Origin of the sequence: Caulobacter sp. UNC279MFTsu5.1 (assembly GCF_900114015.1) — a bacterium.
Taxonomy (GTDB): Bacteria; Pseudomonadota; Alphaproteobacteria; order Caulobacterales; family Caulobacteraceae; genus Caulobacter.
In genome coordinates, this window is sequence record NZ_FORN01000034.1 from 15487 (window position 1) to 39666 (window position 24180).

Annotated in this window: 17 protein-coding genes and 1 pseudogene; 11 read left to right on the forward strand and 7 right to left on the reverse strand. The window is 69.4% G+C overall.

Annotated elements, in window-relative coordinates; translation table 11 throughout:
* Positions 1-8: 8 nt before the first annotated feature.
* The 3 genes and pseudogenes from BM066_RS17615 to BM066_RS17625 all read right to left on the reverse strand — a co-directional run bounded on the left by BM066_RS17615 (position 9) and on the right by BM066_RS17625 (position 2680).
* The gene (locus BM066_RS17615; protein ID WP_028038734.1) at positions 9-374 is read right to left on the reverse strand and encodes a response regulator; all 366 of its coding nucleotides are present in this window, start codon (positions 372-374) and stop codon (positions 9-11) included.
* Positions 371-658 (reverse strand): STAS domain-containing protein, encoded by a 288-nt coding sequence (locus BM066_RS17620; protein WP_019847923.1) that lies wholly within the window; start codon positions 656-658, stop codon positions 371-373. The genes BM066_RS17615 and BM066_RS17620 overlap by 4 nt, the downstream gene beginning before the upstream one ends.
* Positions 658-2680: pseudogene (locus BM066_RS17625) on the reverse strand (methyl-accepting chemotaxis protein). Before BM066_RS17625 ends, BM066_RS17620 begins: the two are co-directional and overlap by 1 nt.
* 361 nt (positions 2681-3041) lie before the next feature.
* On the opposite strand from BM066_RS17625, the gene BM066_RS17630 reads away from it, so the two are divergent.
* On the forward strand, positions 3042-3353 hold the full coding sequence (locus BM066_RS17630; RefSeq protein WP_012284370.1) for an energy transducer TonB: 312 nt from the start codon (positions 3042-3044) through the stop codon (positions 3351-3353).
* 154 nt (positions 3354-3507) lie between these two features.
* Here the strand turns inward: BM066_RS17630 and nagA are convergent, their stop codons facing one another.
* The 3 genes from nagA to BM066_RS17645 are packed head-to-tail and all read right to left on the reverse strand — an operon-like array spanning position 3508 to position 6530.
* A complete protein-coding gene (gene nagA / locus BM066_RS17635) occupies positions 3508-4647 on the reverse strand; it encodes an N-acetylglucosamine-6-phosphate deacetylase (RefSeq protein WP_089929733.1) in 1140 nt (379 codons plus the stop codon).
* The gene (locus BM066_RS17640; RefSeq protein WP_089929734.1) at positions 4647-5738 is read right to left on the reverse strand and encodes an SIS domain-containing protein; all 1092 of its coding nucleotides are present in this window, start codon (positions 5736-5738) and stop codon (positions 4647-4649) included. The genes nagA and BM066_RS17640 overlap by 1 nt, the downstream gene beginning before the upstream one ends.
* A gap of 54 nt (positions 5739-5792) precedes the next feature.
* On the reverse strand, positions 5793-6530 hold the full coding sequence (locus BM066_RS17645; RefSeq protein ID WP_089929735.1) for a GntR family transcriptional regulator: 738 nt from the start codon (positions 6528-6530) through the stop codon (positions 5793-5795).
* Positions 6531-6793: 263 nt separating this feature from the next.
* On the opposite strand from BM066_RS17645, the gene BM066_RS17650 reads away from it, so the two are divergent.
* The 10 genes from BM066_RS17650 to BM066_RS17695 all read left to right on the forward strand — a co-directional run bounded on the left by BM066_RS17650 (position 6794) and on the right by BM066_RS17695 (position 22428).
* Entirely contained in the window at positions 6794-9562 is a 2769-nt protein-coding gene (locus BM066_RS17650) for a TonB-dependent receptor (protein ID WP_089929736.1), read from the forward strand.
* Positions 9563-9793: 231 nt separating this feature from the next.
* Positions 9794-12151: a family 20 glycosylhydrolase gene (locus BM066_RS17655; protein WP_089929737.1), complete on the forward strand. Its 2358-nt coding sequence runs from the start codon at positions 9794-9796 to the stop codon at positions 12149-12151.
* Positions 12152-12175: 24 nt separating this feature from the next.
* The gene (ptsP, locus tag BM066_RS17660) at positions 12176-14698 is read left to right on the forward strand and encodes a phosphoenolpyruvate--protein phosphotransferase (protein WP_089929738.1); all 2523 of its coding nucleotides are present in this window, start codon (positions 12176-12178) and stop codon (positions 14696-14698) included.
* 5 nt (positions 14699-14703) lie between these two features.
* Complete coding sequence (gene nagE / locus BM066_RS17665; protein ID WP_089929739.1) at positions 14704-16464, forward strand: N-acetylglucosamine-specific PTS transporter subunit IIBC; 1761 nt, start codon at positions 14704-14706, stop codon at positions 16462-16464.
* A 35-nt stretch (positions 16465-16499) separates the two neighbouring features.
* Positions 16500-18101 carry a tryptophan halogenase family protein gene (locus BM066_RS17670; RefSeq protein ID WP_089929740.1) on the forward strand — a complete coding sequence of 534 codons (1602 nt, stop codon included), beginning with the start codon at positions 16500-16502 and terminating at the stop codon, positions 18099-18101.
* Positions 18098-18814 (forward strand): DUF6445 family protein, encoded by a 717-nt coding sequence (locus tag BM066_RS17675; RefSeq protein ID WP_089929741.1) that lies wholly within the window; start codon positions 18098-18100, stop codon positions 18812-18814. Before BM066_RS17670 ends, BM066_RS17675 begins: the two co-directional genes overlap by 4 nt.
* Before the next feature lie 291 nt (positions 18815-19105).
* Positions 19106-19942 carry an alpha/beta fold hydrolase gene (locus BM066_RS17680; RefSeq protein ID WP_218150918.1) on the forward strand — a complete coding sequence of 279 codons (837 nt, stop codon included), beginning with the start codon at positions 19106-19108 and terminating at the stop codon, positions 19940-19942.
* A 101-nt stretch (positions 19943-20043) separates the two neighbouring features.
* Positions 20044-20814 carry a prolipoprotein diacylglyceryl transferase gene (locus BM066_RS17685; RefSeq protein ID WP_089929743.1) on the forward strand — a complete coding sequence of 257 codons (771 nt, stop codon included), beginning with the start codon at positions 20044-20046 and terminating at the stop codon, positions 20812-20814.
* Positions 20720-22177 carry a radical SAM protein gene (locus BM066_RS17690; protein ID WP_089929744.1) on the forward strand — a complete coding sequence of 486 codons (1458 nt, stop codon included), beginning with the start codon at positions 20720-20722 and terminating at the stop codon, positions 22175-22177. The genes BM066_RS17685 and BM066_RS17690 overlap by 95 nt, the downstream gene beginning before the upstream one ends.
* Positions 22174-22428 (forward strand): hypothetical protein, encoded by a 255-nt coding sequence (locus BM066_RS17695; protein ID WP_089929745.1) that lies wholly within the window; start codon positions 22174-22176, stop codon positions 22426-22428. Before BM066_RS17690 ends, BM066_RS17695 begins: the two co-directional genes overlap by 4 nt.
* Here the strand turns inward: BM066_RS17695 and BM066_RS17700 are convergent.
* The gene (locus BM066_RS17700) at positions 22412-24076 is read right to left on the reverse strand and encodes an alpha-glucosidase (protein WP_089929746.1); all 1665 of its coding nucleotides are present in this window, start codon (positions 24074-24076) and stop codon (positions 22412-22414) included. The genes BM066_RS17695 and BM066_RS17700 overlap by 17 nt on opposite strands.
* Between the last annotated feature and the right edge of the window lie 104 nt (positions 24077-24180).

Genomic DNA, 24180 nt, shown 5'->3' on the forward strand with positions numbered 1-24180 from the left:
GCGCTCGATCAGGCCGCGACGCGGCGGATCGCCTCGACCAGCTTCTCGGGATTGAACGGCTTGACGATCCAGCCGGTCGCCCCGGCTTCACGGGCCCGCTGCTTCTTGCTGGGGTCGCTTTCCGTGGTCAGCACCAGGATCGGGATGGCGCGATAGTCGTCGTCGACCCGCACCGCCTCGATGAAGCCGAAGCCGTCCAGCTTGGGCATGTTGATGTCGGTGATGATCACGTCGGGGCGATGGGCGGACAGCACTTCCAGCCCGTGTTCGCCGTCGACGGCTTCGACGACGTTGAACCCGGCGCCGGCGAGGGCCATGCGCAGCATGTCCCGCATCGTACGCGAGTCATCGACCGTGAGGACAGTACGCGTCACGATGCAGCTCCTTGGATTTCGGCCTGAAGCAGGGCCCCTTCGGCCCCGAAAAGACGGATGGTTTCCACGAACGCCTCGGAAGGCGCGGTGATCGAAAAGGGCTTGCCGTCCTCGGCCCACGCCTTGCGGGCGGCGAGCAGGACCTGCAGGCACAGGCCGCCGAGGCGACGGACCTGATCGGCATGGACCTCGATGTCCTGGCCGCGGCGTTCGACGAACGCCTGCTTGAGCGGCCCCGAAGCCTTCAGATCAAGGGTTTCGGGCAGGGCGATCGCTGTCGACATCAGAACTCCTCCCAGCCGTCGCTGGCGGGGGCGGCCGCGGTCGCCGCGCCGCCGCGTCCGGGACGGGCGAAGGCGTTGAGGCGGGCGCGCTGTTCGGCCACCGGATTGGCGGCGGGGGCGTGATAGGCGGGATCGGCCATCTGCGGACGCTCGTAGGCGGTCGTCTGCTGGCGGCCGTCGCCGACCCGGAAGCGGCCGATCAGGCGCACCAGCTCGCCGGTCTCGCCCTTCAGCGAGTGGGTGGCGGCGGTCGATTGCTCGACCATCGCGGCGTTTTGCTGGGTCACCTGGTCCATCTGGTTGACGGCGGTGTTGACCTCGTTCAGGCCCGTAGCCTGTTCGGCGGCCGAGGCGGCGATCTCGGTGACCAGGGCGTCGATTTCGCCGACCTTGGTGACGATCCGCTGCAGGGCCTCGCCGGTCTGGCCGACCAGGCTGACGCCCTGGCTGACCTGCTGGGTCGAGGACGAGATCAGGGTCTTGATCTCCTTGGCCGCTTCGGCCGAGCGCTGGGCCAGGGCCCGCACTTCCTGGGCGACGACCGCGAAGCCGCGGCCGGCGTCACCCGCACGGGCGGCTTCGACGCCGGCGTTCAGGGCCAGCAGGTTGGTCTGGAAGGCGATCTCGTCGATGACGCCGATGATCTGGTTGATCTGCTTGGACGAGTCCTCGATGGCGCCCATGGCCGAGACGGCCTCGTGCACGACCTGGCCCGAATGGGTGGCTTCGCCGCGGGTGCTGGAAACCACTTCCGAGGCCTGCTTGGCGCCGCTGGCGGTGCGGCGCACCGTGGCGGTCAGCTCGTCCAGGGCGGCGGCGGTCTCTTCCAGCGAAGCGGCCTGTTGTTCGGTGCGGCGCGACAGGTCGTCTGAAGCGTGGGCGATCTCGTCGGCGCCGGTGCGCAGGCCGTCCGTCGAGGCCGCGATGACCTTGATGGTTTCCTGCAGCTGGGTGATGGCGGCGTTGAAGTCGTCCTTCAGCTTGCGATAGTCGCCCGGGAAGTCGGCCTGGACGCGGAACGTCAGGTCGCCCTTGGCCAGGTGCTCCAGCGCCTCGGCCAGCGACGACACCACCAGGGCGTTCTCGCGGGCGGCGGCGGCGGCGGCCTCTTCCTTGGCGCGGCGCTCGTCGGCGGTCAGGGCGGCCGACTTCTCCTGCTCGGCGCGCATCTGCTCCAGGTGCAGCTGGTTGTCGCGGAAGACCTTCAGCGAGCGGACGATGGCGCCCAGCTCGTCGCCGCGGGTCATCTTCTCCAGGTCGATCGTGTTGTCGCCCTTGGACAGCTTCTCGGTGGCGCCGGCGATGTCGCCGATCGACTTGCGGGTGGTCATGACGGTCATGAAGGCCAGGCCGGCGACCGCGCACAGCGTGATCAACGACATGATGATCGTGGCGCTCATGGCCGCGGTGGCCTCGGCCTGCTTCTTGGCCGTCTCGGTGGCGATGCGCTTGTTGGCGGCAGCGACGACGGCGTCCAGCTGGCCGGTCATCTTGGCGTACTGTTCTTCGAACGGGGCGATGAAGCCGACGGCCATGTTGAAGTCGACGCCGATCATGCCGCTGACCGTGTCGATGGCGCTGCGGCATTCGTCGAGCGACTTGATCAGCTCGGCGATCTTGGGCTGCTCGTCCTTGGGCAGCTTGCCCTTCAGGGCCGTCAGATCCTTCTTGAGCGCGTCGGTCTCGGTCAGGATCGCCGCCATGCGGGCGTCGTTCTTGTCGACCTCGATATTGCCCGCCTTGTGGGTCAACACCGTGTAGAGCTCGCCGTTGATGTTGGAGATCCGCTTGGAGATCGCCTGGATCTCCATGTTCTCGCGCATGTCGGTCTCGACGACCTGGTGCAGCGCGGCGGACTGGCTCTTTTGCATGACGATCGCGCCGCCGGCCATCAGGGCCAGCATGAGCAAGGCGAAAGCCGGCGCGAAGCCGATTTTGATGATCAACGGCAGATCGACGAGCCGGAAGCGCTTCATCGGATTTGGTCCCCTCTTGCGGCGGTCCGTGCGCACGGATCACCAACGTCGAGGGGGATCATCACGACATATTCCTAATAGTTCCTGACTTTGGTTAAGGGCGTTTGCCGCAGGGCGTGTCGCACCCTCCGGATTCCCCGCCGCGAGCCCCTCCAGCCGCCAGGCCTGGAACCAAGGAACGGGCGCGCGCAGGAGTCACGCCCGCGATGGCGTCGAGTCGCCGACAATGCATCCTGAGTGTAGTTTCAAGTGAAACTGGCGTATTCGCCAAGTAAGCGTGGTTACCAACAAATGAAGAAAACGATCTTTCGCTGACTCAGAATATTTTAACTCGGTTCTGCGAAAAAGCTCAGGCGTCCGGACGACGCGACGTCCGAAGGGCGAGACACACTACTAGGAGCAGCGGGATGAAATATCCGATCGCTATTGCCGCGGGAATCGCTGGCAGCTTTTTCGTCGCTCAAGCCGCCTCGGCGGCTGGCGGCTTCGAAGACCAAATGGGCCGTTGCCTGCAACAATTCGCCAACACGCGCGACGCCGCCCAGGTGATGCTGGAATGCACCGCCGACGCCGGCAAGCTGACCGAGTGCAAGGTCGTCGACAACAGCGCCGCCGGCAAGGGTTTCGACAAGGCCGCCATGTGCATCGCTGAAAAGCTGCCGATGGGCGCCAAGACCGGCACCGTGAAGGTCCCGTTCCGCTTCCCGGGCGGCGCGTAAGTCTAAAAGCTCCCCTTCCGGGGATCTTAATACGCCTCCGCTGGCTCCGCCGGAGCGTCCCTGTAGGGGACGCTCCGGCCCGGGGCCGGCGGGGGCGTTTTGCGTTCGAGGGCTTTCTTCGCGACGCGCGGCGCGAAGATCCGGGATGACGGGTTTAAAGGTTCGCGACCCCGTCGATCCAGGTCCGGCGCACTTGAACGTCCTTGTCCAGCAGCACCAGGTCGGCGGCCTGGCCGGGCTGGATGGTCCCGCGCCGATCCGCCAGGCCCAGGAAGGCGGCGGGGGCGGCCGAGGCGATGGACAGGGCGTCCTCCAGCGACAGGCCCAGCATCGCCACGGCGTTGCGCACCGCGCCGATCATGTCGAGGTCCGAGCCGGCCAGGGTGCCCTGGTCGTCGACGCAGACCCCGTCGACCACCTGGATGTGGCGGCCCTGCAGGTCGAAGCTCTTGTCGGCCATGCCGACGGTCGGCATGGCGTCGGTCACCAGCATGAACCGGTCCAGCGGCCGGGTGCGCAGGGCGATGCGCAGCACGGCCGGGTCCACGTGGCGGCCGTCGACGATGATCCCGCACCAGGCGGCCTGGCTCTCCAGCGCCGCGCCGACCACGCCCGGCTCGCGGCTGGTCAGCGGCGACATGGCGTTGAACAGATGGGTGAAGCCGGTCAGGCCCGCGTCCAGCGCCTTGCGCACGACGCCATAGGCGGCGTTGGTGTGGCCGGCGGCGACGGTCACCCCGGCCTGGGCCAGGCGGCGCACCATCTCGGGCGTGGTGGTCTCCGGCGCCAGGGTCACCAGGGTCTTGCCGCGCTTGAGCGAGCTCAGCAGGGTCACGGCTTCGTCGTCGAGGGTCCGGAACTTGCTGGGGTCGTGGATGCCTTTGCGCTTCACATTGAGGAACGGGCCCTCGATGTGCACGCCCAGCACCCCAGGCACGCCGGCCTCGATGGCCTGCTCGGTCGCCCGCATGGCCGCGTCGACCACGGCCAGGTCGTCGCTGATCAGGGTCGGCAGGAAGCCGGTGGTGCCATAGGGCCGGTGGGCGGCGCCGATGGCGGCGATCGCCTCGACGGTGGTGGAGTCGTTGAACAGCACCCCGCCGCCGCCATTGACCTGGGTGTCGATGAAGCCGGGGACCAGCAGGCCGCCGTCCAGGTCGTGGCGCTGGACGGCGGCCGGCGCGTCGGCGGGGTCGATGAGGCCGTCGATCCGCCCGTCGCGGATCGCCAGGGCCTTGCCCTCGACGATGCCGTGTGGCGTCAGGATGCGGCCATTAACGAGAACGGACTGCATCAGACGGTTTCTGTGACCTTGTTGAGGTGGGGGGGGCTGTCGGGATCGTAGCCGCGCGCCACCGACAGGGCGTTGGCCATGCGGTAGAAGCTCTGGATCATCAGGATCGGCTCGATCACCGGATGGGCGGCCAGGGCGGGCAGCACGCCGGCCCCGGTTTCGCCGGCGCCGGCCAGCAGGACGTCGCCGCCCCGCTCGGCCACGCCCTTGGCCATGGCGTCGACGCTGTCGCGGCTCTCGTCGTTCTGGGCGAACACCAGGACGGGGAAGCCTTCCTTCACCAGGGCCATCGGGCCGTGCAGCACCTCGGCGGCGCTGAAGGCCTCGGCGTGCAGGCCGCAGGTCTCCTTGAACTTCAAGGCCGCCTCCTGGGCCACGCCGAAGCCGACGCCGCGGCCCAGCACATAGAGGTTGCGCGCCAGCTTCAGGCGTTCGACGGCCGGGGTCCAGTCCAGGGTCCAGGCTTCGGCCAGCAGGGCGGGCAGGGTGGCGAGGGCGGCGGTCAGGTCGTCGTCTTCCGTCCAGGCGGCGACCAGCTGGGCGATGGCCGCCAGGGCGGCGATGTAGGACTTGGTGGCCGCCACGCTCAGCTCGGGGCCAGCGTGCAGCGGCAGCACCTCGTCGGCCAGGGCGGCCAGGGGCGAGGTCGTGTCGTTGACCAGGGCGATGACAAAGGCGCCGGCCGCCTTGGCCGATTGCACCGCGGCCAGCAGGTCGGGGCTCTTGCCCGACTGCGAAACGGCCAGATACAGCACGTCGCCCAGGTCCTGCTGGGCCGCGTAGACCGAACTGACCGACAGGGCGGCCGACGAGGTCAGCACGCCGGTACGGGTCTCGATCAGGTACTTGGCGAAGGTGGCCGCGTGGTCCGAGCTGCCGCGCGCGCAGGTGACCACGGCGCGGGGCGGGTTGGCGCGCAGGCGCTCGGCGATCTTGGCGGCGCGGGCGGCGTTGGCCCCCAGCTGGGTGGCGATCACTTGCGAGGCCTGGCCGGCCTCGAGGAACATGCGGGTCGATTCCGCCGTCAGACGCCCACCCGTGGAGGAAGGTTCGGCGGGGGATGCGGATCGGGTCAAGACATTGGCCTCCAAGACGGGCGTTCCCTTCAGATAAACGCGGGGCGGGCCCCGTTCGGTACGAGCCCTTTAGGAAAGGGCGTTCAGTTCGGCGACGAAGTCGTAGGCGTCGCCGCGGTAGTAGGATTGGGTCACCTCGACCGCCCGGCCGTCCTTCAGGAAGCCGCGGCGTTCGATCAGCAGGCCGGCGTCCTTGGCCGGAACGCCCAGCAGTTCGGCGTGCTCGGCGGTGAACAGCACCGCGCGCAGCCGCTGCAGGGCGCGGGCGGGCCGATGACCGGTGACCTCCAGCGCTTCGTAGAGCGAGGTGCCGACCGCCTCGGCCGACGGCAGGGCGAAGCCGGCGATGGTGGAATATTCCACGGCCATCGGCGCGCCGTCGGCATAGCGAATCCGGTTGAAGCGATAGACCGGCGTTCCGGGCGACAGGCCCAGGGTCAGGGACTCCTCGGGGGTGACCGAGCCCTGGGCCTTGCTGATCCACTCGCTGCGCGGCGTGCGCCCGCGCGAGATCATGTCCTCGGTGAACGACGACAGCTTGGAGAAGCTCTTCTCCACGCGGGCGGCCACGAAGGTCCCCGCGCCCTGGCGGCGGGTCAGCAGGCCCTCGCTGACCAGGCCGTCCAGCGCCTTGCGCACGGTGATCCGCGAGACGCTGAATTCCTCGGCCATGTCGCGCTCGGCCGGCAGGGCGTCGTCAGGCGCCAACACCTTCCTCTGGATGGCGTCGCGCAGGGCGCGCTGCAACTGCTTGTAGAGCGGAGCGTGATCGTCGCCCGTCAGGCCGCCGATCCGTTCAGAAAACATCGTCAACTCCGCACCCCCGCGCAAATCCGCATCACCCCGTGATCAACGGGATAGCATATGACCATTTTCATACCAATAAGAAGATGGTCTGGAATTGGTTCTTTTTTGGCCTTGTCATCCGATAAATTTCCGTCACAGTCCCGTTTTGGGGCCCAAGAAGTACCTCATTCTACGGATGTCCGCAGAAAATTGGTATCAAATTGGGCTTGGGGTTCAGCTCCAGGCTCAATGGCTCGAAAAAAACACACGGGGAGAATTCGAAGATGAGAAAGTTTCACAAGACCATTCTAACAGCGTCCGCCAGCGTCCTGGCGGTTGCGTTGGCCGCGCCGGCCTTCGCGCAGGACTCTACACAAGTCGAAGAAGTCGTCGTCACCGGCATTCGCGCTTCGCTGCAAGCGTCAGTCGAAGCCAAGCGTAGCGCCAACGCCGTGATCGACGTGATCACCGCCGAAGATATCGGCAAGTTCCCGGACAAGAACGTCGCCGAATCCCTGCAACGCGTTCCGGGCGTCACTATCCAGCGTGAATTCGGCGAAGGCGAGCGGATCTCGATCCGCGGCACGGCGCCGACCTTGAATCGTACTCTGCTCAACGGCCACGCCGTGGCCACCGCCGACTGGTTCATTCTCGATCAATTCAAGGCCAGTCGCAGCTTCAACTACCTGATGCTGCCGTCGGAAATCGTCGGCAAGGTCGAGGTCTTCAAGAGCCCGATGGCCGACATCGACGAGGGCGGCGTGGGCGGCACGGTCAACGTGCACACCCGCAACCCGCTGGACCTGGCCCCGCTGTCGGTGTCCGGCTCGGTCCAGGCCTTCCATGACGAGAAGTCGGGCAACACCGATCCGACCGCCTCGGCCATGCTCAGCTGGCATAACGCCGACAAGACCCTGGGCGTCCTGGTCGGCGGCATCTACGACAAGCGCCGCATCCGCCGCGACGGTATCGAGGTCCTGGGCTACCAGGCCGTGACCACCGCCTCGGGCTCTGGCAACATCAGCGGCATCAGCCCCGGCCAGACGGTCTATGCGCCCAGCCTGATCGGCTCGTCGCTGTTCACCCAGACCCGCGAGCGCAAGGGCGCCAACTTCGCCATCCAGTACGCGCCGACCGACAAGTTCGAGCTGAACCTGACCGGCCTCTATTCCAAGATGGACGCCGACAACTTCAACCAGAACTACATGGCCTGGATCAGCCAGAAGGTCGGGGCCCTGAGCACCTCGCCGGGCTCGCAGTTCAACATCACCCGCGTCGAGAACGGCACGGCCACCGCCGGCAACTTCAACGCCATCGGCGGCAACGGCGTGGTGTTCGACGCCATCGATCGCATCGCCCACACCAACGTCGGCTCGATCGACCTGGCCGGCAAGTGGCGTCCGGCCGACGGCTGGGAGTTCAGCGGCCGTGTTGGCTACACCAAGGCCAAGGGCGCCACCGACCTGCAGCCGTTCTGGGAGACCAACGCCCCGACCGGCCTGACCTACGACCTGTCGAACGGCCTGCCCAAGGTGCATTTCACCGACATCACCCCGACCACGGCCGACGACGAGATGACCCTGGGCTGGGTGTCGGCCAACACCACCGTCAACGACGACGACGAGTTCTACACCTTCGTCGACGGCGAGAAATTCCTGGACGGCGGCGTGTTCAGCTCGGTCAAGTTCGGCCTGAAATACACCGACCACGACCGCGACGTGGTGCAGACCTACGGCCAGCGCCGCGCCCTGTTCGGCGCCACGGCCTGCGGCGGCCATTCGTGCTCGCTGGCCGACGTGGCCAACGGCGTGACGCCGGGCGACTATCTGGACGGCATCAAGGGGGCGGGCGTGCTCAGCTCGTACCTGACCGCCAGCAAGGACAAGATCGAGGCGATCTACGCCGCGATGGGTCCGGCCACGATCTACGATCCGAACAACCCCAATGTCGGCGGCTGCATCGGCCTGGCCAACTGCGACCACTTCGGTCCGCTGGAAAGCTTCGACTTCAACGAGAAGACCTTCGGCGGCTACGTGATGGGCAACCTGAAGGGCGAGGGCTGGCGCGGCAATGTCGGCGTTCGCGTGGTCAACACCAAGATCGAGACCAACGCATGGCGCGTGGGCGTGTCGGCCGGCACGCCGGGCGCCATCAACAACCCGTTCGGCCTGATGGCCCCGACCTCGGGCGAGAAGGAATACACCGACATCCTGCCCTCGGCGAACTTCTCGTTCGACGTGCGCGACGACGTGGTGATCCGCCTGGCGGCCGGCCGCGTCATGGCCCGCCCGGACTACGCCCAGATGGCCGGCTTCACCTCGCTGACCGAGTCCCTGCTGACGGCCTCGGGCGGCAACCCCGACCTGGATCCCTATCGCGCCAACCAGTACGACGCGACGGTGGAGTGGTACTTCGCGCCGCAGTCGATCCTGTCGGTCGACTTCTTCTACAAGGATATCTCGACCTACATCGTCCAGGGCGCGACGGTCGAGAAGCTGCCGCTGCAGGCCGCCGCCAACGACCCGCGGGTCGTCAACCCGGCCAACAACTGCGTGCTGCAGAGCGCCGGCCTCTACAGCTGCGACTACAATGTCGGCCGTCCGGTCAACGTGGCGGGCGGCGAGACCAAGGGCTTCGAGGTCAACTTCCAGATGCCCGTCTGGAACGGCTTCGGCGTCCTGGCCAACTACACCTATTCCGACGCCAGCTCGTCGTCGGGGGTTCCGGTGCCGTCGAACTCGAAGAACATCTTCAACGTCAGCGGCTACTATGAAAACGAGCGCTTCAGCGCCCGTCTGTCCTACAACTACCGGTCCAAGTTCTTCGTCGACTACGACGCCGAGCGCGGCTACCGCCAGCTGTGGTCGGACTCGATCGCCTCGCTCGACGCGTCGGCCAGCGTCAACCTGACCGACAACATCTCGCTCAGCCTCGACGCGGTGAACCTCACCGACGAGAAGCAGACCGACAACTACGACAACGACAAGAACCGTCCGGCCCGTATCTACAAGAACGGCCGCATGGTCTTTGGCGGCGTCCGGTTCAAGTTCTAGCCGGTATGGACGGGGTCATCGGCATCCGGGCCGCGGGCCCCGTCCTTGTTTTCGAGCCAGTTTTTGTTTTCGAGATCGTCGCGTCGGATGCGGCAGGGTCCAGGATCGTTTCATGACCAGCCCGCCGCCGATCGCGACCCAAGCCCTCCTGACTGCAAGCATGGAGCTGGGGCGGAGCGGTCAAACGCTCCGCCCGCTTTTTGCTTTCCGTCGGCGGGCGAGCCTTCATTCATGATCTTCGCCCCGCCCTTCGCCAGAGCCGCCTTGAGACTGACCGGCGCGCTGTCGGTTTCGATCGCCGCGCTCGCGGCGACCTCGGCCGCCTGCGCGGCTGAACCCATTCTGACCCTCACGCCCGCGCCCGCCCAGGCGACTCTGGGGCAGGGGACCTTCGCCCTGACCGCCCGGACCCGGATCTTCGTCGCCAAGGGCGATGTCGAGGCCCGCGTCGTGGCCGGCCAGCTGTCCGACATGCTGCTGAAGGCCCGGGGCCTGAAGCCCGCCGTGGTCGAGGGCGCGCCGCCCGCCGGCGAGGCGGCCATCGTCCTGGCCCGCGGCTCGGCCCAGAACGGCAAGGCCGAGGCCTACGCCCTCCAGGTCGCCCCGACCGGCGTGATGATCACCGCCGCCAAGCGCACGGGCCTGTTCTACGGCGCGGTCAGCGTCTGGCAACTGGCCGTCCAGGACGCCGCCAAGGGGCCCGTCCAGCTGCCGGCCGTCGCCATCGACGACAGCCCGCGCTTCGCCTGGCGCGGCTTCATGCTGGACAGCGCCCGCCACTTCCAAAGCGTCGAGACGATCAAGGCGATCCTCGACGCCATGGCCGCCCACAAGCTGAACGTCCTGCACTGGCACCTGGTCGACGACCAGGGCTGGCGGCTGGAGATCAAGAAGTATCCGAAGCTGACCCGCGAAGGCGCCTGGCGCGTCCCGGCCGGGGCGGCGGGCCGGGATCCCAGGACCGGCAAGGCGGTCCGCTACCAGGGCTTCTACACCCAGGACCAGGTGCGCGACCTGGTCGCCTACGCCGCCGCGCGCGGGATCACCATCGTTCCCGAGATCGAGATGCCGGGTCACGCCCTGGCGCCGCTGGCGGCCTATCCGCAGTTCGGCATGACCAAGGCCCCGCCGCGCCAGGCCATGGGCGACTGGGGCGTGTTCCCCTACCTCTACCGGCCCAGCGAGGCGACCTTCACCTTCCTGAACGACGTGCTCGACGAGGTGATGGACCTGTTCCCGTCCGAGTACATTCACGTCGGCGGCGACGAGGCGGTCAAGGACCAGTGGAAGGCCAGCCCCGAGGTCCAGGCCCAGATCCAGGCCCTCGGCGTCAAGGACGAGCACGGCCTGCAGAGCTGGTTCATCCAGCGGGCCGAGAAGCACATCAACGCCCGCGGCCGGCGGATGATCGGCTGGGACGAGATCCTGGAAGGCGGCCTGGCCCCGAACGCCACGGTGATGTCCTGGCGCGGGATCGACGGGGCGGTCGCCGCGGCCTCGCAGGGCCATGACGCGGTGCTGGCCCCCGACAGCACCCTCTATCTGGACCGCCGCCAGAGCGCCTCGGCCGACGAGCCGCCCGGCCGGATCAAGATCGTCAGCCTCAAGGACGTCTACGATTTCGACGCCGCCCCGACCGCGCTGACGGAGGCCCAGCGCGCCCACATCCTGGGCCTGCAGGCCACCGCGTTCACCGAGCACATGCGCACCGACGAGCGGCTGGAACGGATGACCTTCCCCCGCCTGGTCGCCGTGGCCGAGAACGGCTGGACGCCGGCCGCCCGACACGACTGGGCCGGCTTCGCCGCCCGCCTGCCGGCCGAGACCGCGCGGCTGGACGTGCTGGGCGTGGCCCACGACACCGTGCCCTACGAGCCGCAGGCGACCCTGCGTCCGGCCGACGGGGGCCAGGTCGCGGTCGCCCTGGCCTCGGGCCTGGGCCTGGGCGAGATCCGTTACACGACCGACGGCCGGGCCCCGACCAGGGCGTCCGGTCTCTATGATGCGCCCCTGGCCCTCGCGCCGGGCAAGACCGTCCGGGCCCGGACCTTCCTGGGCGACGCCGCCCTGGGCCGGATCCGCGACTATCCCGTCAGCCTGCTGGCGGCCCAGACCCGCGACAGCCACCAGTTGGAGCTGTGCAGCAACGGCATCAACCTGTCGCTGGAGGACGACGCCCCCAAGGCCGGTTCCGGCGACGGCCCGCGCGCGGTGTTCGCGGTCGACCTGATGAACCCCTGCTGGGTGTGGAAGGGCGCCGACCTGTCGGCCGGGCTGACCCTGACCGCCCGCATCGGCCAGGTCCCGTTCAACTTCCAGATCGGCGCCGACCGCGAGAAGATCCCGCTGCGGGCCCCGGCCTCGCCGGCCGGTGAGCTGGAGGTGCGGATCGACGGCTGCGCGGGCGAACGGATCGCCGCCATCCCGCTGGGCGCCGCCGCGCGCGGACCCGGCCTGGGGACAGTGTCCGGCGTACTGCCCCGGCGCGAGGGCTTTCACGACCTCTGCCTGACCTTTACAGCGCGCACGGTCGAGCCGACCCTGGTGCTCGACCAGGTCACGCTGACCCCGACCAAGATCACCAAGTAGACCTCAGAAGCAGGAAGCGTATCGGTGCCCAATCTCGTACTGTCCTCGCCGCTCAAGGGCTGGATCGCCCCGCTGGACGAGACGCCCGACGCGGTGTTCGCCGAGCGCATGCTGGGCGACGGCCTGGCCATAGATCCCCTGGGCTCGACCCTGCACGCGCCCTGCGACGGGCGGGTGATCGCCGTGCACGCCACGCGCCACGCCGTCACCCTGCGGGCCGACAACGGCGCCGAGATCCTGATGCACGTCGGGCTGGAGACCGTCGGCCTGGGCGGCGAGGGCTTCGAGGTCCACATCAAGGACGGCGACGCGGTCAAGGCTGGCGACAAGCTGATCAGCTTCGACCTGGACCTGCTGTCGCAGCGCGCCAAGAGCCTGATCACCCCCGTGGTGATCACCAATCCCGACGCCTTCAAGATCGTCCGCCGCGAGCAGGACCACGCCGCCGCGGTCGGCGACTTCCTGATGGAGCTGGCGCCGATCGGCGGGGCCGGGGCGACCCTGGCGGTCGCCGAGGGCGAGGTGTCGCGCGAGGTGGTGGTGCCGCTGCAGCACGGCATCCACGCCCGGCCGGCCGCCCGGATCGCCGAGAGCGCCCGCAAGTTCGCCTCGGACGTCGCCCTGGTCGCGGTCAACCGCCGGGCCAGCGCCAAGAGCCCGGTCGGGGTGATGTCCCTGGCCATCCGCCATGGCGACCGCATCAGCGTCGTGGCCAGCGGCCCGGACGCCGACTTCGCCGTCGCCGCCGTCGTCGAGCTGATCGAGGGCGGCATGGGCGAGGCCGCGGCCCTGCCGCCGACCGCCGCCCCGGCTCCCGCCCCCGCCGTCGAGACCGTCCGCGCCGCGCCGCCCTCCGAGCCCGGCCTGCTGCGCGGCGTGATGGCCGCCCCGGGCCTGGCGATCGGCCAGGCCGTGCGCTTCGTCTCCAGCGACATCGTCGTGGCCGAGGCCGGCGCCGGCGCGGGCCACGAGCGCGCCGCCCTGGAGGACGCCCTGGCCCAGGTCCGCGCCCGGATCGACAAGGCCGCCGCGAAAGGCGACACCGCCCGCAAGGCCATCCTCGGCGCCCACCTGGCCTTCCTGGAGGATCCCGAGCTGACCGCCTCGGCCCACCGGCTGATCGCCGAGGGCAAGAGCGCGGGCTTCGCCTGGCGGCGCGCCGTCGGCGGCTATGTCGAGGCCCTGCGCGGCCTGGGCGACCGGCGGCTGGCCGAGCGCGTCGACGACCTGATCGACCTGGAGCGCCAGGTGCTGCGCGCCCTCAGCGGCGAGGAGGATGAGGCCCGGGCCCTGCCGGCCGGCGCCATCCTGCTGGCCGACGAACTGCTGCCCTCGCAACTGATGGGCGTCGAGGCCGGCCAGGTGGCGGGCTTCTGCACCGCCAAGGGCGGGCCGACCTCGCACGTGGCCATCCTGGCCGCCGCCATGGGCATCCCGGCCATCGTCGCCGCCGGCCCGGGCGTGCTGGACGTCACCGAGGGGGCGGGTCTGATCCTCGACGCCGAGAACGGCACGCTTCGCGTCGGACCGGACGCCGGCCAGCTGGCCGACGCCCAGACCGCCATCGCCGCCCGCCACGAGCGCAAGGCCGCCGCCAAGGCCGCCGCCCACCAGGAGAGCCGCACCGCCGACGGAACCCGCATCGAGGTGTTCGGCAATGTCGGCTCGCTGAACGACGCCCTCGCCGCCGCCGCCAACGGCGCCGAGGGCTCGGGCCTGCTGCGCACCGAGTTCCTGTTCCTGGAGCGCGAGACCCCGCCCGACGAGGACGAGCAGGCCCGCCAGTACCAGGCGATCGCCTCGGCCCTGGACGGCCGACCGCTGATCATCCGCACCCTGGACGTCGGCGGCGACAAAGCCGCGCCCTACCTGCCGATCCCGGCCGAGGAGAACCCGGCCCTGGGCCTGCGCGGCGTGCGCGTGTCGCTGTGGCGGCCGCACCTGCTGAAGACCCAGCTGCGCGCCATCCTGCGCGTCAAACCGCTGGGCCAGTGCAAGATCATGGTCCCGATGATCGCCAGCCTCGACGAGCTGCGCGCCGTCCGCGCCATGCTGGAGGAGGCCAAGCGCGAGCTGCAGATCACCGAGCGCATCGAGCTGGGGGTGATGATCGAGACCCCGGCCGCCGCCGTGACCGCCGATCTGCTGGCCTCCGAAGCCGACTTCCTGTCGGTGGGCACCAACGACCTGACCCAGTACGTGCTGGCCATGGACCGGGGCAATCCGGAGCTGGCCGCCCGCATCGACGCCCTGCACCCGGCGGTGCTGCGGATGATCGCCCAGACCTGCGCCGGCGCCGCCAGGCATCACCGCTGGGTCGGCGTCTGCGGCGGCCTGGCCTCCGACCTGGTCGCCGTGCCCGTGCTGGTCGGCCTGGGCGTCACCGAGCTGTCGGCCACGGCCGCCACCGTGCCGGAGGTCAAGGCCCTGGTCCGCGCCCTGAACGTCGAAGCCTGCCAGGCCCTGGCCCGCCAGGCCCTGGACCAGACCTCCCCCGAGGCGGTCCGAGATCTCTGCAAAGCCTTCCACGCGAAGGTTGGAGCCTGAAGCGAATGAAGTCCCCGCTCGAATTCCTCCAGCCCCTGGGCCGCGCCCTGATGCTGCCGATCGCCGTCCTGCCGGTGGCCGGACTGCTGCTGCGCCTGGGCCAGCCGGACCTGCTGAACATCGCCTTCGTGGCCGCGGCCGGCGACGCGATCTTCTCCAACCTCGGCCTGCTGTTCGCCATCGGCGTGGCGGTGGGCTTCGCCAAGGAGAACAACGGCGCGGCCGGCCTGGCCGGCGTGGTCTGCTTCCTGATCGCCACCGAGGGCGCCAAGGCCCTGCTGCACGTGCCGCCGGACGTTACGGCTGGCCTGATCAAGGCCCACGCGGACCTCGCCTCGGCGGCCTACAAGGCCAAGGCCCTGGCCAAGCTCAGCGTGCCGATCGGTATCGCCTCGGGCCTGATCGGCGGGATGTTCTACAACCGCTTTTCGACCTTCAAGCTGCCAGAATACCTGGCCTTCTTCAGCGGCCGGCGCTTCGTGCCGATCATCAGCGGCCTGGCGGGCCTGCTGATCGCGGTGTTGATCGGCTTCGGATACGACGGCATCAACGGCGTGGTCGACGGGGCCAGCCGGGCCATCGTCGGCTCGGGCGAGACGGGCCTGCTGGTCTACGGGTTCCTGAACCGGATCCTGATCGTCACCGGCCTGCACCACATCCTCAACAACATCGCCTGGTTCGTGATCGGCGACTATCACGGCGCGACCGGCGACCTGCGGCGGTTCTTCGCCGACGACCCCAGCGCCGGCGGCTTCATGAGCGGGTTCTTCCCGGTGATGATGTTCGGCCTGCCCGCCGCCTGCCTGGCCATGTACCACACGGCCCGGCCGGAGAAGAAAAAGGCGGTCGGCGGCATGTTGACCTCGCTGGCCCTGACCTCGTTCCTGACCGGGGTGACCGAGCCGATCGAGTTCTCCTTCATGTTCCTGGCCCCGCTGCTCTACGCGGTGCATGCGGTGCTGACGGGCGTGGCCATGGCGGCCATGAACGCCCTGGACATCAAGCTGGGCTTCACCTTCTCGGCCGGCCTGTTCGACTATGTGCTGAACTTCGGCAAGGCGACCCATCCGCTGTGGCTGCTGCCGCTGGGGGCGCTGTACGCCGGGATCTATTACGGCCTGTTCCGCTTCTTCATCGTCAAGTTCGACCTCAAGACCCCGGGCCGGGAGGCCGACGACGTGGTCGCGGCCGAGGCCGCCACAACCGGCGGCGGGCGCGGGGCGGACTTCGTCCTGGCCCTGGGCGGGGCGGGCAACCTGGTGTCGGTCGACGCCTGCACCACCCGCCTGCGCCTGATCGTCGCCGACCAGGGCGCGGTCAACGAACCGGCCCTGAAGGCCCTGGGCGCGCGCGGGATCGTCAAGCCGTCGGACAAGGCCCTGCAGGTGGTGCTGGGTCCGATCGCCGACGGCGTGGCCGGCGAGATCCGCGCCGCCCTGGCTGGCGGGCAAGGGGTTGCGCCGGTCGCGGCCAAGGCCGCTGTCGCCAAGCCCGCGGCGCCGGTCGCCCTGCCTACCGCCGCCGACGACGACCGGGCCGAGGCCCTGGTCGGCGCCCTGGGCGGATCGGCCAATGTCGAGGCGGTCGGGGCCTGCTCCAGCCGCCTGCGGCTGGTGGTCCGCGACAACGCCATCGTCGATGAGGCGGCCCTGGCGGCGCTGGACTCGCGCGGCGTGGTCCGGGTCGGCGAACGGGCCGTGCACGTGGTGCTGGGCCCCGACGCCGAACGGATCGGCGAGGCGGTGCGTTGCCTGCTGCCGGCCTGACGGCTTGACGCCGAAGCTGGCGAAAGGATGAGGGGATGGGCGTGAGCGACAGGCCGATCAACGACATCCTGATCGTCGGCGGCGGCACGGCCGGCTGGATGACCGCCGCCTACCTGGCCCGGCGCCTGGGCTCGACCCGGCCGGACGGGGTGCGCATCACCCTGATCGAGTCCAGCGAGATCGGCATCATCGGGGTGGGCGAGGGCACGTTCCCGACCATCCAGAACACCATGCGCACGCTCGGCGTCGATGAGGCGCGGTTCATGCGCGAGGCCGGGGCGGCCTTCAAGCAGGGCATCAGGTTCGTGGACTGGAAGACCGCGCCCCAGGGCGGCGTCCACAGCTGCTACTACCACCCGTTCGCCCAGCCCCGGCTGCTGAACGGCGGCCTGGACCTGGCGCCCTACTGGCTGATGGGCGAGGCGGGGAACATCCCGTTCTCCGACGCCGTCACCCTGCAGGACAAGGTCTGCGATGCGATGCGCGGGCCCAAGCGGCTGGATGATCCGCAGTACGGCGGGCCGATGGCCTACGCCTATCATTTCGACGCGGGCAAACTGGCGACCCTGCTGCGCGACGTCGGCAAGGCCACGGGCGTCAAGCATCTGCTGGGCAATGTGCTGGCGGTCAACAAGGCCGACGACGGATCGATCGCCTCGGTGACGACCCGTGAGCACGGCGACCTGGTCGCCGACCTCTACATCGACTGCACGGGTTTTGCCGGCGCCCTGATCGGCGAGGCCATGGGCGGCGCCTGGATCGACAGGGGCGACACCCTGTTCGTCGACCGCGCCCTGGCCCTGCAGGTCCCCTACGACCGCCCCGACGCGCCGGTGGCGACCACCACGATCTCGACCGCCCATGAGGCCGGCTGGACCTGGGACATCGGCCTGCCCGACCGGCGCGGCACGGGCTATGTCTATTCCAGCCGCCACACCACCGACGACCGCGCCGAGCAGGTCCTGCGCGGCTATGTCGGCCGGGCCGGCGACGGCCTGACGCCGCGCCTGCTGAAGCTGAAGGTCGGCCATCGCGACCGGCACTGGATCGGGAACTGCGTGGCCGTGGGCCTGTCGGGCGGCTTCCTGGAGCCGCTGGAATCGACCGGCATCGTGCTGATCGAGGCCGCCGCCTACATGCTGGCCCGCAACCTGCCGCGCCGGGGCGGGATGGAGGCCGCGGCCCGCCAGTTCAACGCGGCCATGACCGACCGCTACCTGCGGGCCATCGACTTCATCAAGCTGCACTATTGCCTGAGCCGGCGCACCGACAACAGCTTCTGGACCGACAACGCCGACCCGGCCTCGATCCCCGGGACGCTGCGCGACCACCTGGCGATGTGGCGGCACCGGCCGCCCAACGTGTTCGATTTTCCGAACCTGCACGAAAGCTTCAAGTACTTCAATTACCAGTACATCCTCTACGGCATGGGGTTCGAGACCACGGTCGACCCCGCCGCCCACGTCCATGGCGGCCTGGCCCGGGCCGATTTCGCGCGGGTGCGCGAAGCGGGGCTGCGGGCCGCCGCCAGCCTGCCCGACCATCGCGCCCTGCTGACCGACGTCTATGCGCGCGGCTTCTCGACCAAGGTCCCCGACCTCGCAACGGCCGAGGCCGGCGAAGCGCCCCGGCGGTGAGCAGATCCGCGTTCGCGCCGGGTCCGGACCCTCGCCTGGAGGTGCTGCGGATTGGCCGCGAGGGCCAATCGGTGCTGGTCGTCGACGGCCTGCTGGCAGGGGCGGAAGGCCTGGTCGACTTCGCCGCCGACACGGCCGTCCTGGCCCCGGTCAAGGCCGCCGCCAACTTCTATCCCGGCGTCCGCGCGCCCGCGCCGCCAGGCTATGTCCAGGCCCTGATCACGGCCCTGCGGCCACATCTGGCGACGACGTTCGGCGCGCCGCCCGACGGCCGGGCCCACGTCACCTGCGCCCTGTCGATGGCGGTCCTGCCGGCCGACCAGGCGACCCCGGCCCAGCGCCTGCCGCACATCGACACCACGGCGCCGGCCCAGCTGGCGATCCTGCACTATCTGTGCGGACCCCCGCACGGCGGCACCGCCTTCTACCGCCACCGCGCCACCGGCTTCGAGGCGATCGATCCCGCCCGCGCCCCGGCCTATCTGGCCGCCGTGCGCGGCGAGATGGCGGACGGGGCGGGCGGCCAGGACGGCTACATCACCGCCTCCAACGCGCTCTACGAGCAGACCACCGTCGTGGCGTCGGCGTTCAACCGGATCGTGGTCTACGCCAGCAACCTGCTGCACGCGGGCGTGCTGGCCGACCGCCCCGCCGGCGCCGATCCACGCGCCGGCCGGCTGACGGCCAACACCTTCTTCCGCCCGGAAACCTGACCGCGACCCGCGCCGTCCGGCGCGCAGAACCTTCAAGTCACGGCAGGCCTGTCCAAGCCCCGGGCCGGCCAACGGTCTAGCCTGCGGCCAGAACCTGGCGGTCCTTCCGCCGGATCGACAGAGAGGCGGGGCATGACCACATCTTCCAGCGACCAGGACGGCGCCTCGCGGCGCGGCGTCGTCACCAGCGGCCTGAGCCTGGCCCTCGTGGCGGCCCTGCCGTCCCTCGCGCCGACCCCATCGTCCGCGGCGACGCCCAAGGCCTCGCCCAAATCTCCAGGAGACACGAAAATGAGCAGCGGCTTCGTCACCACCAAGGACGGCACGCAGATCTTCTACAAGGACTGGGGTCCCAAGACCGCCCAGCCGATCGTGTTCCACCATGGCTGGCCGCTCAGCGCCGACGACTGGGACGCCCAGATGATGTTCTTCCTGGGCGAGGGCTTCCGGGTCATCGCCCACGACCGTCGCGGCCACGGCCGGTCCACCCAGACCGACACCGGCAACGAGATGGACACCTATGCCGCCGACGTCATCGCCCTGACCGACCACCTGGACCTGAAGAACGCCGTCCACGTCGGCCACTCGACCGGCGGCGGCGAGGCCATCCACTACGCGGCGCGCGCCAAGCCGGGCCGCGTGGCCAAGGTGGTGCTGATCGGCGCCGTGCCGCCGATCATGGTCAAGTCCGACAAGAACCCGGGCGGCCTGCCGATCGAGGTGTTCGACGGCTTCCGCGCCGCCCAGAACGCCAACCGCGCCCAGTTCTTCCACGACGTCGCGGCCGGTCCGTTCTACGGCTACAACCGTCCGGGCGCGAAGGTCTCGCCGGCCACCGTCGAGAACTGGTGGCGCCAGGGCATGATGGGCGGCGCCAAGGCCCACTACGACTGCATCAAGGCCTTCTCGGAAACCGACTTCACCGACGACCTCAAGTCGGTCGACGTGCCGGTGCTGCTGATGCACGGCGAGGACGACCAGATCGTGCCGATCGAGGACTCGGCCAAGCTGGGCATCAAGCTGCTGAAGCACGGCACGCTGAAAACCTATCCGGGCCTGCCGCACGGCATGTGCACCACCCACCCGGAGATCATCAATCCGGACCTGCTGGCCTTCATCAAGGCGTAGGGCCTTCCGAATGCCAGGAAGGGGCGTCCGCCGATCGGTGGGCGCCCTTTTCACGTTCGACGGGCTTGCGAAGAGGCGCGCGATGAGGGCTGTTCGGCGCCATGATCCAGGTCGCGACGGCCCCTTGGGCGCACCTGCCCTTCGACCTGCTGGCCTGGGGCGCGGGGACCGCCTCGACGGTCGTCGTCTACCGCTGGCGGCTCAAGGGCCAGGTCCAGCCGGTCGCGGCCCGGATCGACGGCGGCTATTTCCTGTTCCTGGCCCTGGGCGCCATTCCCGGCGCCTGGCTGGCCGGCTCGTTCAACTCGCTGCGCGAGCACGCCCCGGCCCTGTCGCACAGCGTGGCCGGGGCGCTAGTGGGGGCCATCGCCGGCGTCGAGCTCTACAAGGCGCTGCGCGGCGTCAGGGGCTCGACCGGCGGGATCTTCGTCGGCTCGTTCAGCCTCGGCGTGGTGATCGGCCGGCTGGGCTGCTTCTTCGCCGGCCTTGCGGACGACACCTACGGCGCGCCGACCCGCCTGCCCTGGGCGGTCGACCTGGGCGATGGCGTGGGGCGCCATCCCGTCCAGCTCTACGAGTCCGCCAGCATGGCGCTGTTCCTGGCCGTCTACCTGGCCGGCCTGGCGCGTCGCCAGGACTGGGCCATGCGCCGCGGCTTCTACGTCATGTGCGGCTGGTACGGCCTGCAGCGGTTCTGCTGGGAGTTCCTAAAGCCCTATCCCAGGTTGATCGGGCCGTTTAACGTCTTCCATCTGCTTTGCCTGGGGCTGGTGATCTATGGATGGGTCTATTACCGCGCCGACCTGCGGCGAGAGCGCCTCGCGCAAGGTCGCGCCCTACCTGTTCCTGGGCCAGACCACCAGCCTGTGTGAGACCTGCCTGGCGCTGGTCCCGGCCAAGATCATCGCCGAGGGCGAGCGGGTCTACTATCTGAAGCGCTGTCGCGAGCACGGGGTCCAGAAGACCCTGATCGCCGACGACCTGGCCTATTGGAAGGCCCAGAAGGACTGGCTGAAGCCCGGCGACCGGCCCCTGGCCGTCCAGACCCGCACCGACCATGGCTGCCCCTACGACTGCGGCCTGTGCCCGGACCACGAGCAGCATTCCTGCCTGGCGATCCTGGAGATCAACGAAGCCTGCAACCTGACCTGTCCGGTGTGCTTCGCCGGCTCGTCGACCGGCCTGGACGCCCACCGCCCCCTGGCCGAGGTGGAGCGGATGCTGGACGTCATCGTCGCCTCCGAGGGCGAGCCCGACCTGGTGCAGCTGTCCGGCGGCGAGCCCACCCTGCATCCGCAGTTCTTCGAGATCCTGTCGGCCGCGCGGGCTCGCCCGATCCGCCACCTGATGATCAACACCAACGGCCTGCGGATCGCGCGCGAGCCCGGCTTCGCCGAGCGGCTGGCGACCTATATGCCCAGGTTCGAGGTCTATCTGCAGTTCGACAGCCTCAAGCGCGACGCCCTGATGCAGCTGCGCGGCGCCGACCTGGTCAAGGTCCGCGCCCAGGCGCTGGAGGCGCTGGAGCGCAACAACATCCCGACCACCCTGGTCGTGACCCTGAAGAAGGGCGTCAATGACGACGAGATCGCCGACATCGTCCGCCATGCCCTGACCTGGCGCTGCGTGCGCGGCGTGACCTTCCAGCCGATCCAGGACGCCGGCCGCAACGACGGCTTCGACGCCCGCGACCACCGCATCGTCCTGACCGAGGTCCGCCGCCGGATCGCCGAGGCCGGGGTCTTCGCCCTGGAGGACCTGATCCCCCTGCCGTGCAATCCCGACCAGATCTGCATCGGCTACGGCCTGCGCGACGGGGCCGGCGTGGCGCCGGTCACCTCGCTGCTGCCGCGCGAGCTGTTCGTCGCCGCCGCGCCCAGCACGGTGACGTTCGAGGCCTATCCCGAGCTGCAACGGAAGGTCTTCGACCTGCTGTCGCTGTCCACGGCCCAGGCCGACACCTCCGACAAGCTGGCGGCCCTGCTGTGCTGCCTGCCCGAGGCCGTCGTGCCCCAGAGCCTGGCCTACGAGCACACTTTCCGCGTGGTGATCTCGCAGTTCCTGGACCGCTACAATTTCGACCTGGGGACGGTGAAGCGCTCGTGCGTGCACTTCGTCGAGCCGGACGGGCGGATCATCCCGTTCGACACCTACAACACCTTCTACCGTCCCGGCGCCGCGGGCGCCCGGGCGCTCGCGCTGGGACAAACACGGGGCCAGGGGAGGGCGACATGAGTTCGGACCAGGACCGGCGCGATCCGGTCGGCAGGCTGTTCGGCGCGCTGCTGATGGCGGTGGGCGCCTTGATGATGGCCCTGTGCGGCCTGTGCTCGCTGGCCTTCATCGTTTCGATGGTGGGAAGCGGCGGGGGCGACCTGGGCGGCATGCTGCTGCTGGCCCTGGTCTTCGGCGGCGTGCCGATCGGCGTCGGCTTCGGGATCTTCTGGCTCGGGCGCCGACTCCGAAGGCCTAAGGCCGATCGCTGACGGCCAGGATCGCGAAGTCCCAGCCCGCCAGCGTCACGACCCCGTCCGCGACCTGCGCCGCGCCGAACGCCGCGCCCTCGACCGCCAGGCCGTCGGGCAGGGCGTAGCGCACCGTCTCGCGGCCGAAGTTCAGCAGCACCACAAGTCCCTCTCCGCGGCGATAGGCGAAGACCTGCGGATGGTCCGGATCGAGGTCGCGGTAGTCGCCCTCGCGCAGGTCGGCCGAACCGCGCCGGAAGGCGATCAGGTCGCGGGTGTGGGCCAGCACCGAGTCCGGCCGTGCGGCCTGGTCCTCGGCGTTGATCGTCGCCGCGTTCGGATTGACCGCCAGCCAGGGCTGGCCTGTCGTGAAGCCGCCGTGCGGTCCCGCCGTCCACTGCATCGGCGTGCGGCTGTTGTCGCGACCCATGGCCCAGGCGTTGGCCAGGTATTCGGCCTCCGACACCCGATGCTTCACGTCGCGCCAGCGGCCGGCCACCTCCAGGTCGTCGAACTCGTCCAGGGTCTGGAACGGATAGTTGGTCATGCCCAGTTCCTCGCCCTGGTAGAGGAACGGCGTACCGCGCTGGGTCAGGATCAGGGTGTTGAGGACCTTGGCGGAGCGCTCGACCCAGGCCGGATCGTCGTCGCCGAAATGCGAGACCGAGCGCGGATTGTCGTGGTTGGACAGGAACACCGTGTTCCAGCCGAACGGCCCGGCCGCCTGATCCAGCTGGGCGTACAGCGCCTTCAGCCGGGGCAGGGTCCAGGACGTCTTGCGCCAGCCGTCGATGTCCATCCGCACGATGTCGAAATTGATCACCAGGTCCAGTTCGCGCCGGCGGCTGTCGATCAGGTCGCGGGCCTGGTCGGGCCGCACGCCGAACGCCTCGCCGACGGTCAGGGTGTCGTAGTGGTCCAGCACCTCGCGGCGCATCTCGCGCAGATGGTCGTGCAGCCGGGGTCCGGCGGCGTAGACGAACTGCGGCGCGCGCAGGTCCTCCGGCGTCAGGTCCGGCAGGCCGGGCGGCTTGGCGATGAACGGGATGACGTCCATCCGGAAGCCCGACACGCCCTTGTCCAGCCAGAACCGCATCAGGTCGTGGACCTCGGCCCGGACCTTGGGGTTCTCCCAGTTCAGGTCCGGCTGCTTGGCGGCGAAATAGTGCAGGTAGTACTGGCCGCTGCCCTCGTCGAAGGTCCAGGCCGGGCCGCCGAAGAAGGCGCGGTAGTTGTTGGGCGGGCCGCCATCCTTGCCGTCGCGCCAGATGTAGTAGTCGCGGTAGGGGTTGTCGCGGCCCTTGCGGCTCTCGACGAACCAGGCGTGCTCGTCGCTGCTGTGGTTGACCACCAGGTCGATGATCAGCCGGATGCCCCGCGCCGTCATCCCGGCCAGCATGGCGTCGAAGTCGGCCATGGTCCCGAACTGGGCCATCACCTTGCGGTAGTCGCGGATGTCGTAGCCGTTGTCGGCGTTGGGGCTGTCGAAGTGCGGGCTGAGCCAGACCACGTCGACCCCCAGGGCCTGCAGATAGTCCAGCTTCGCCGTGATCCCCGGCAGGTCGCCCACCCCGTCGCCGTTGGTGTCGAGGAACGAGCGCGGATAGATCTGGTAGACGACCGCGTCCTTCCACCAGGGGCGGGGAGGGGAGGTTGGATCGGCGCTCACGACAGGACTCCGCTCAGGCGACTCGCATCGACGCTAGCCGGCCGGCGCGCGGCTGGCGACCGCCTTCGGCTCGCGGGCGGCCGCCTGCTGGACGAGTTCCGCGC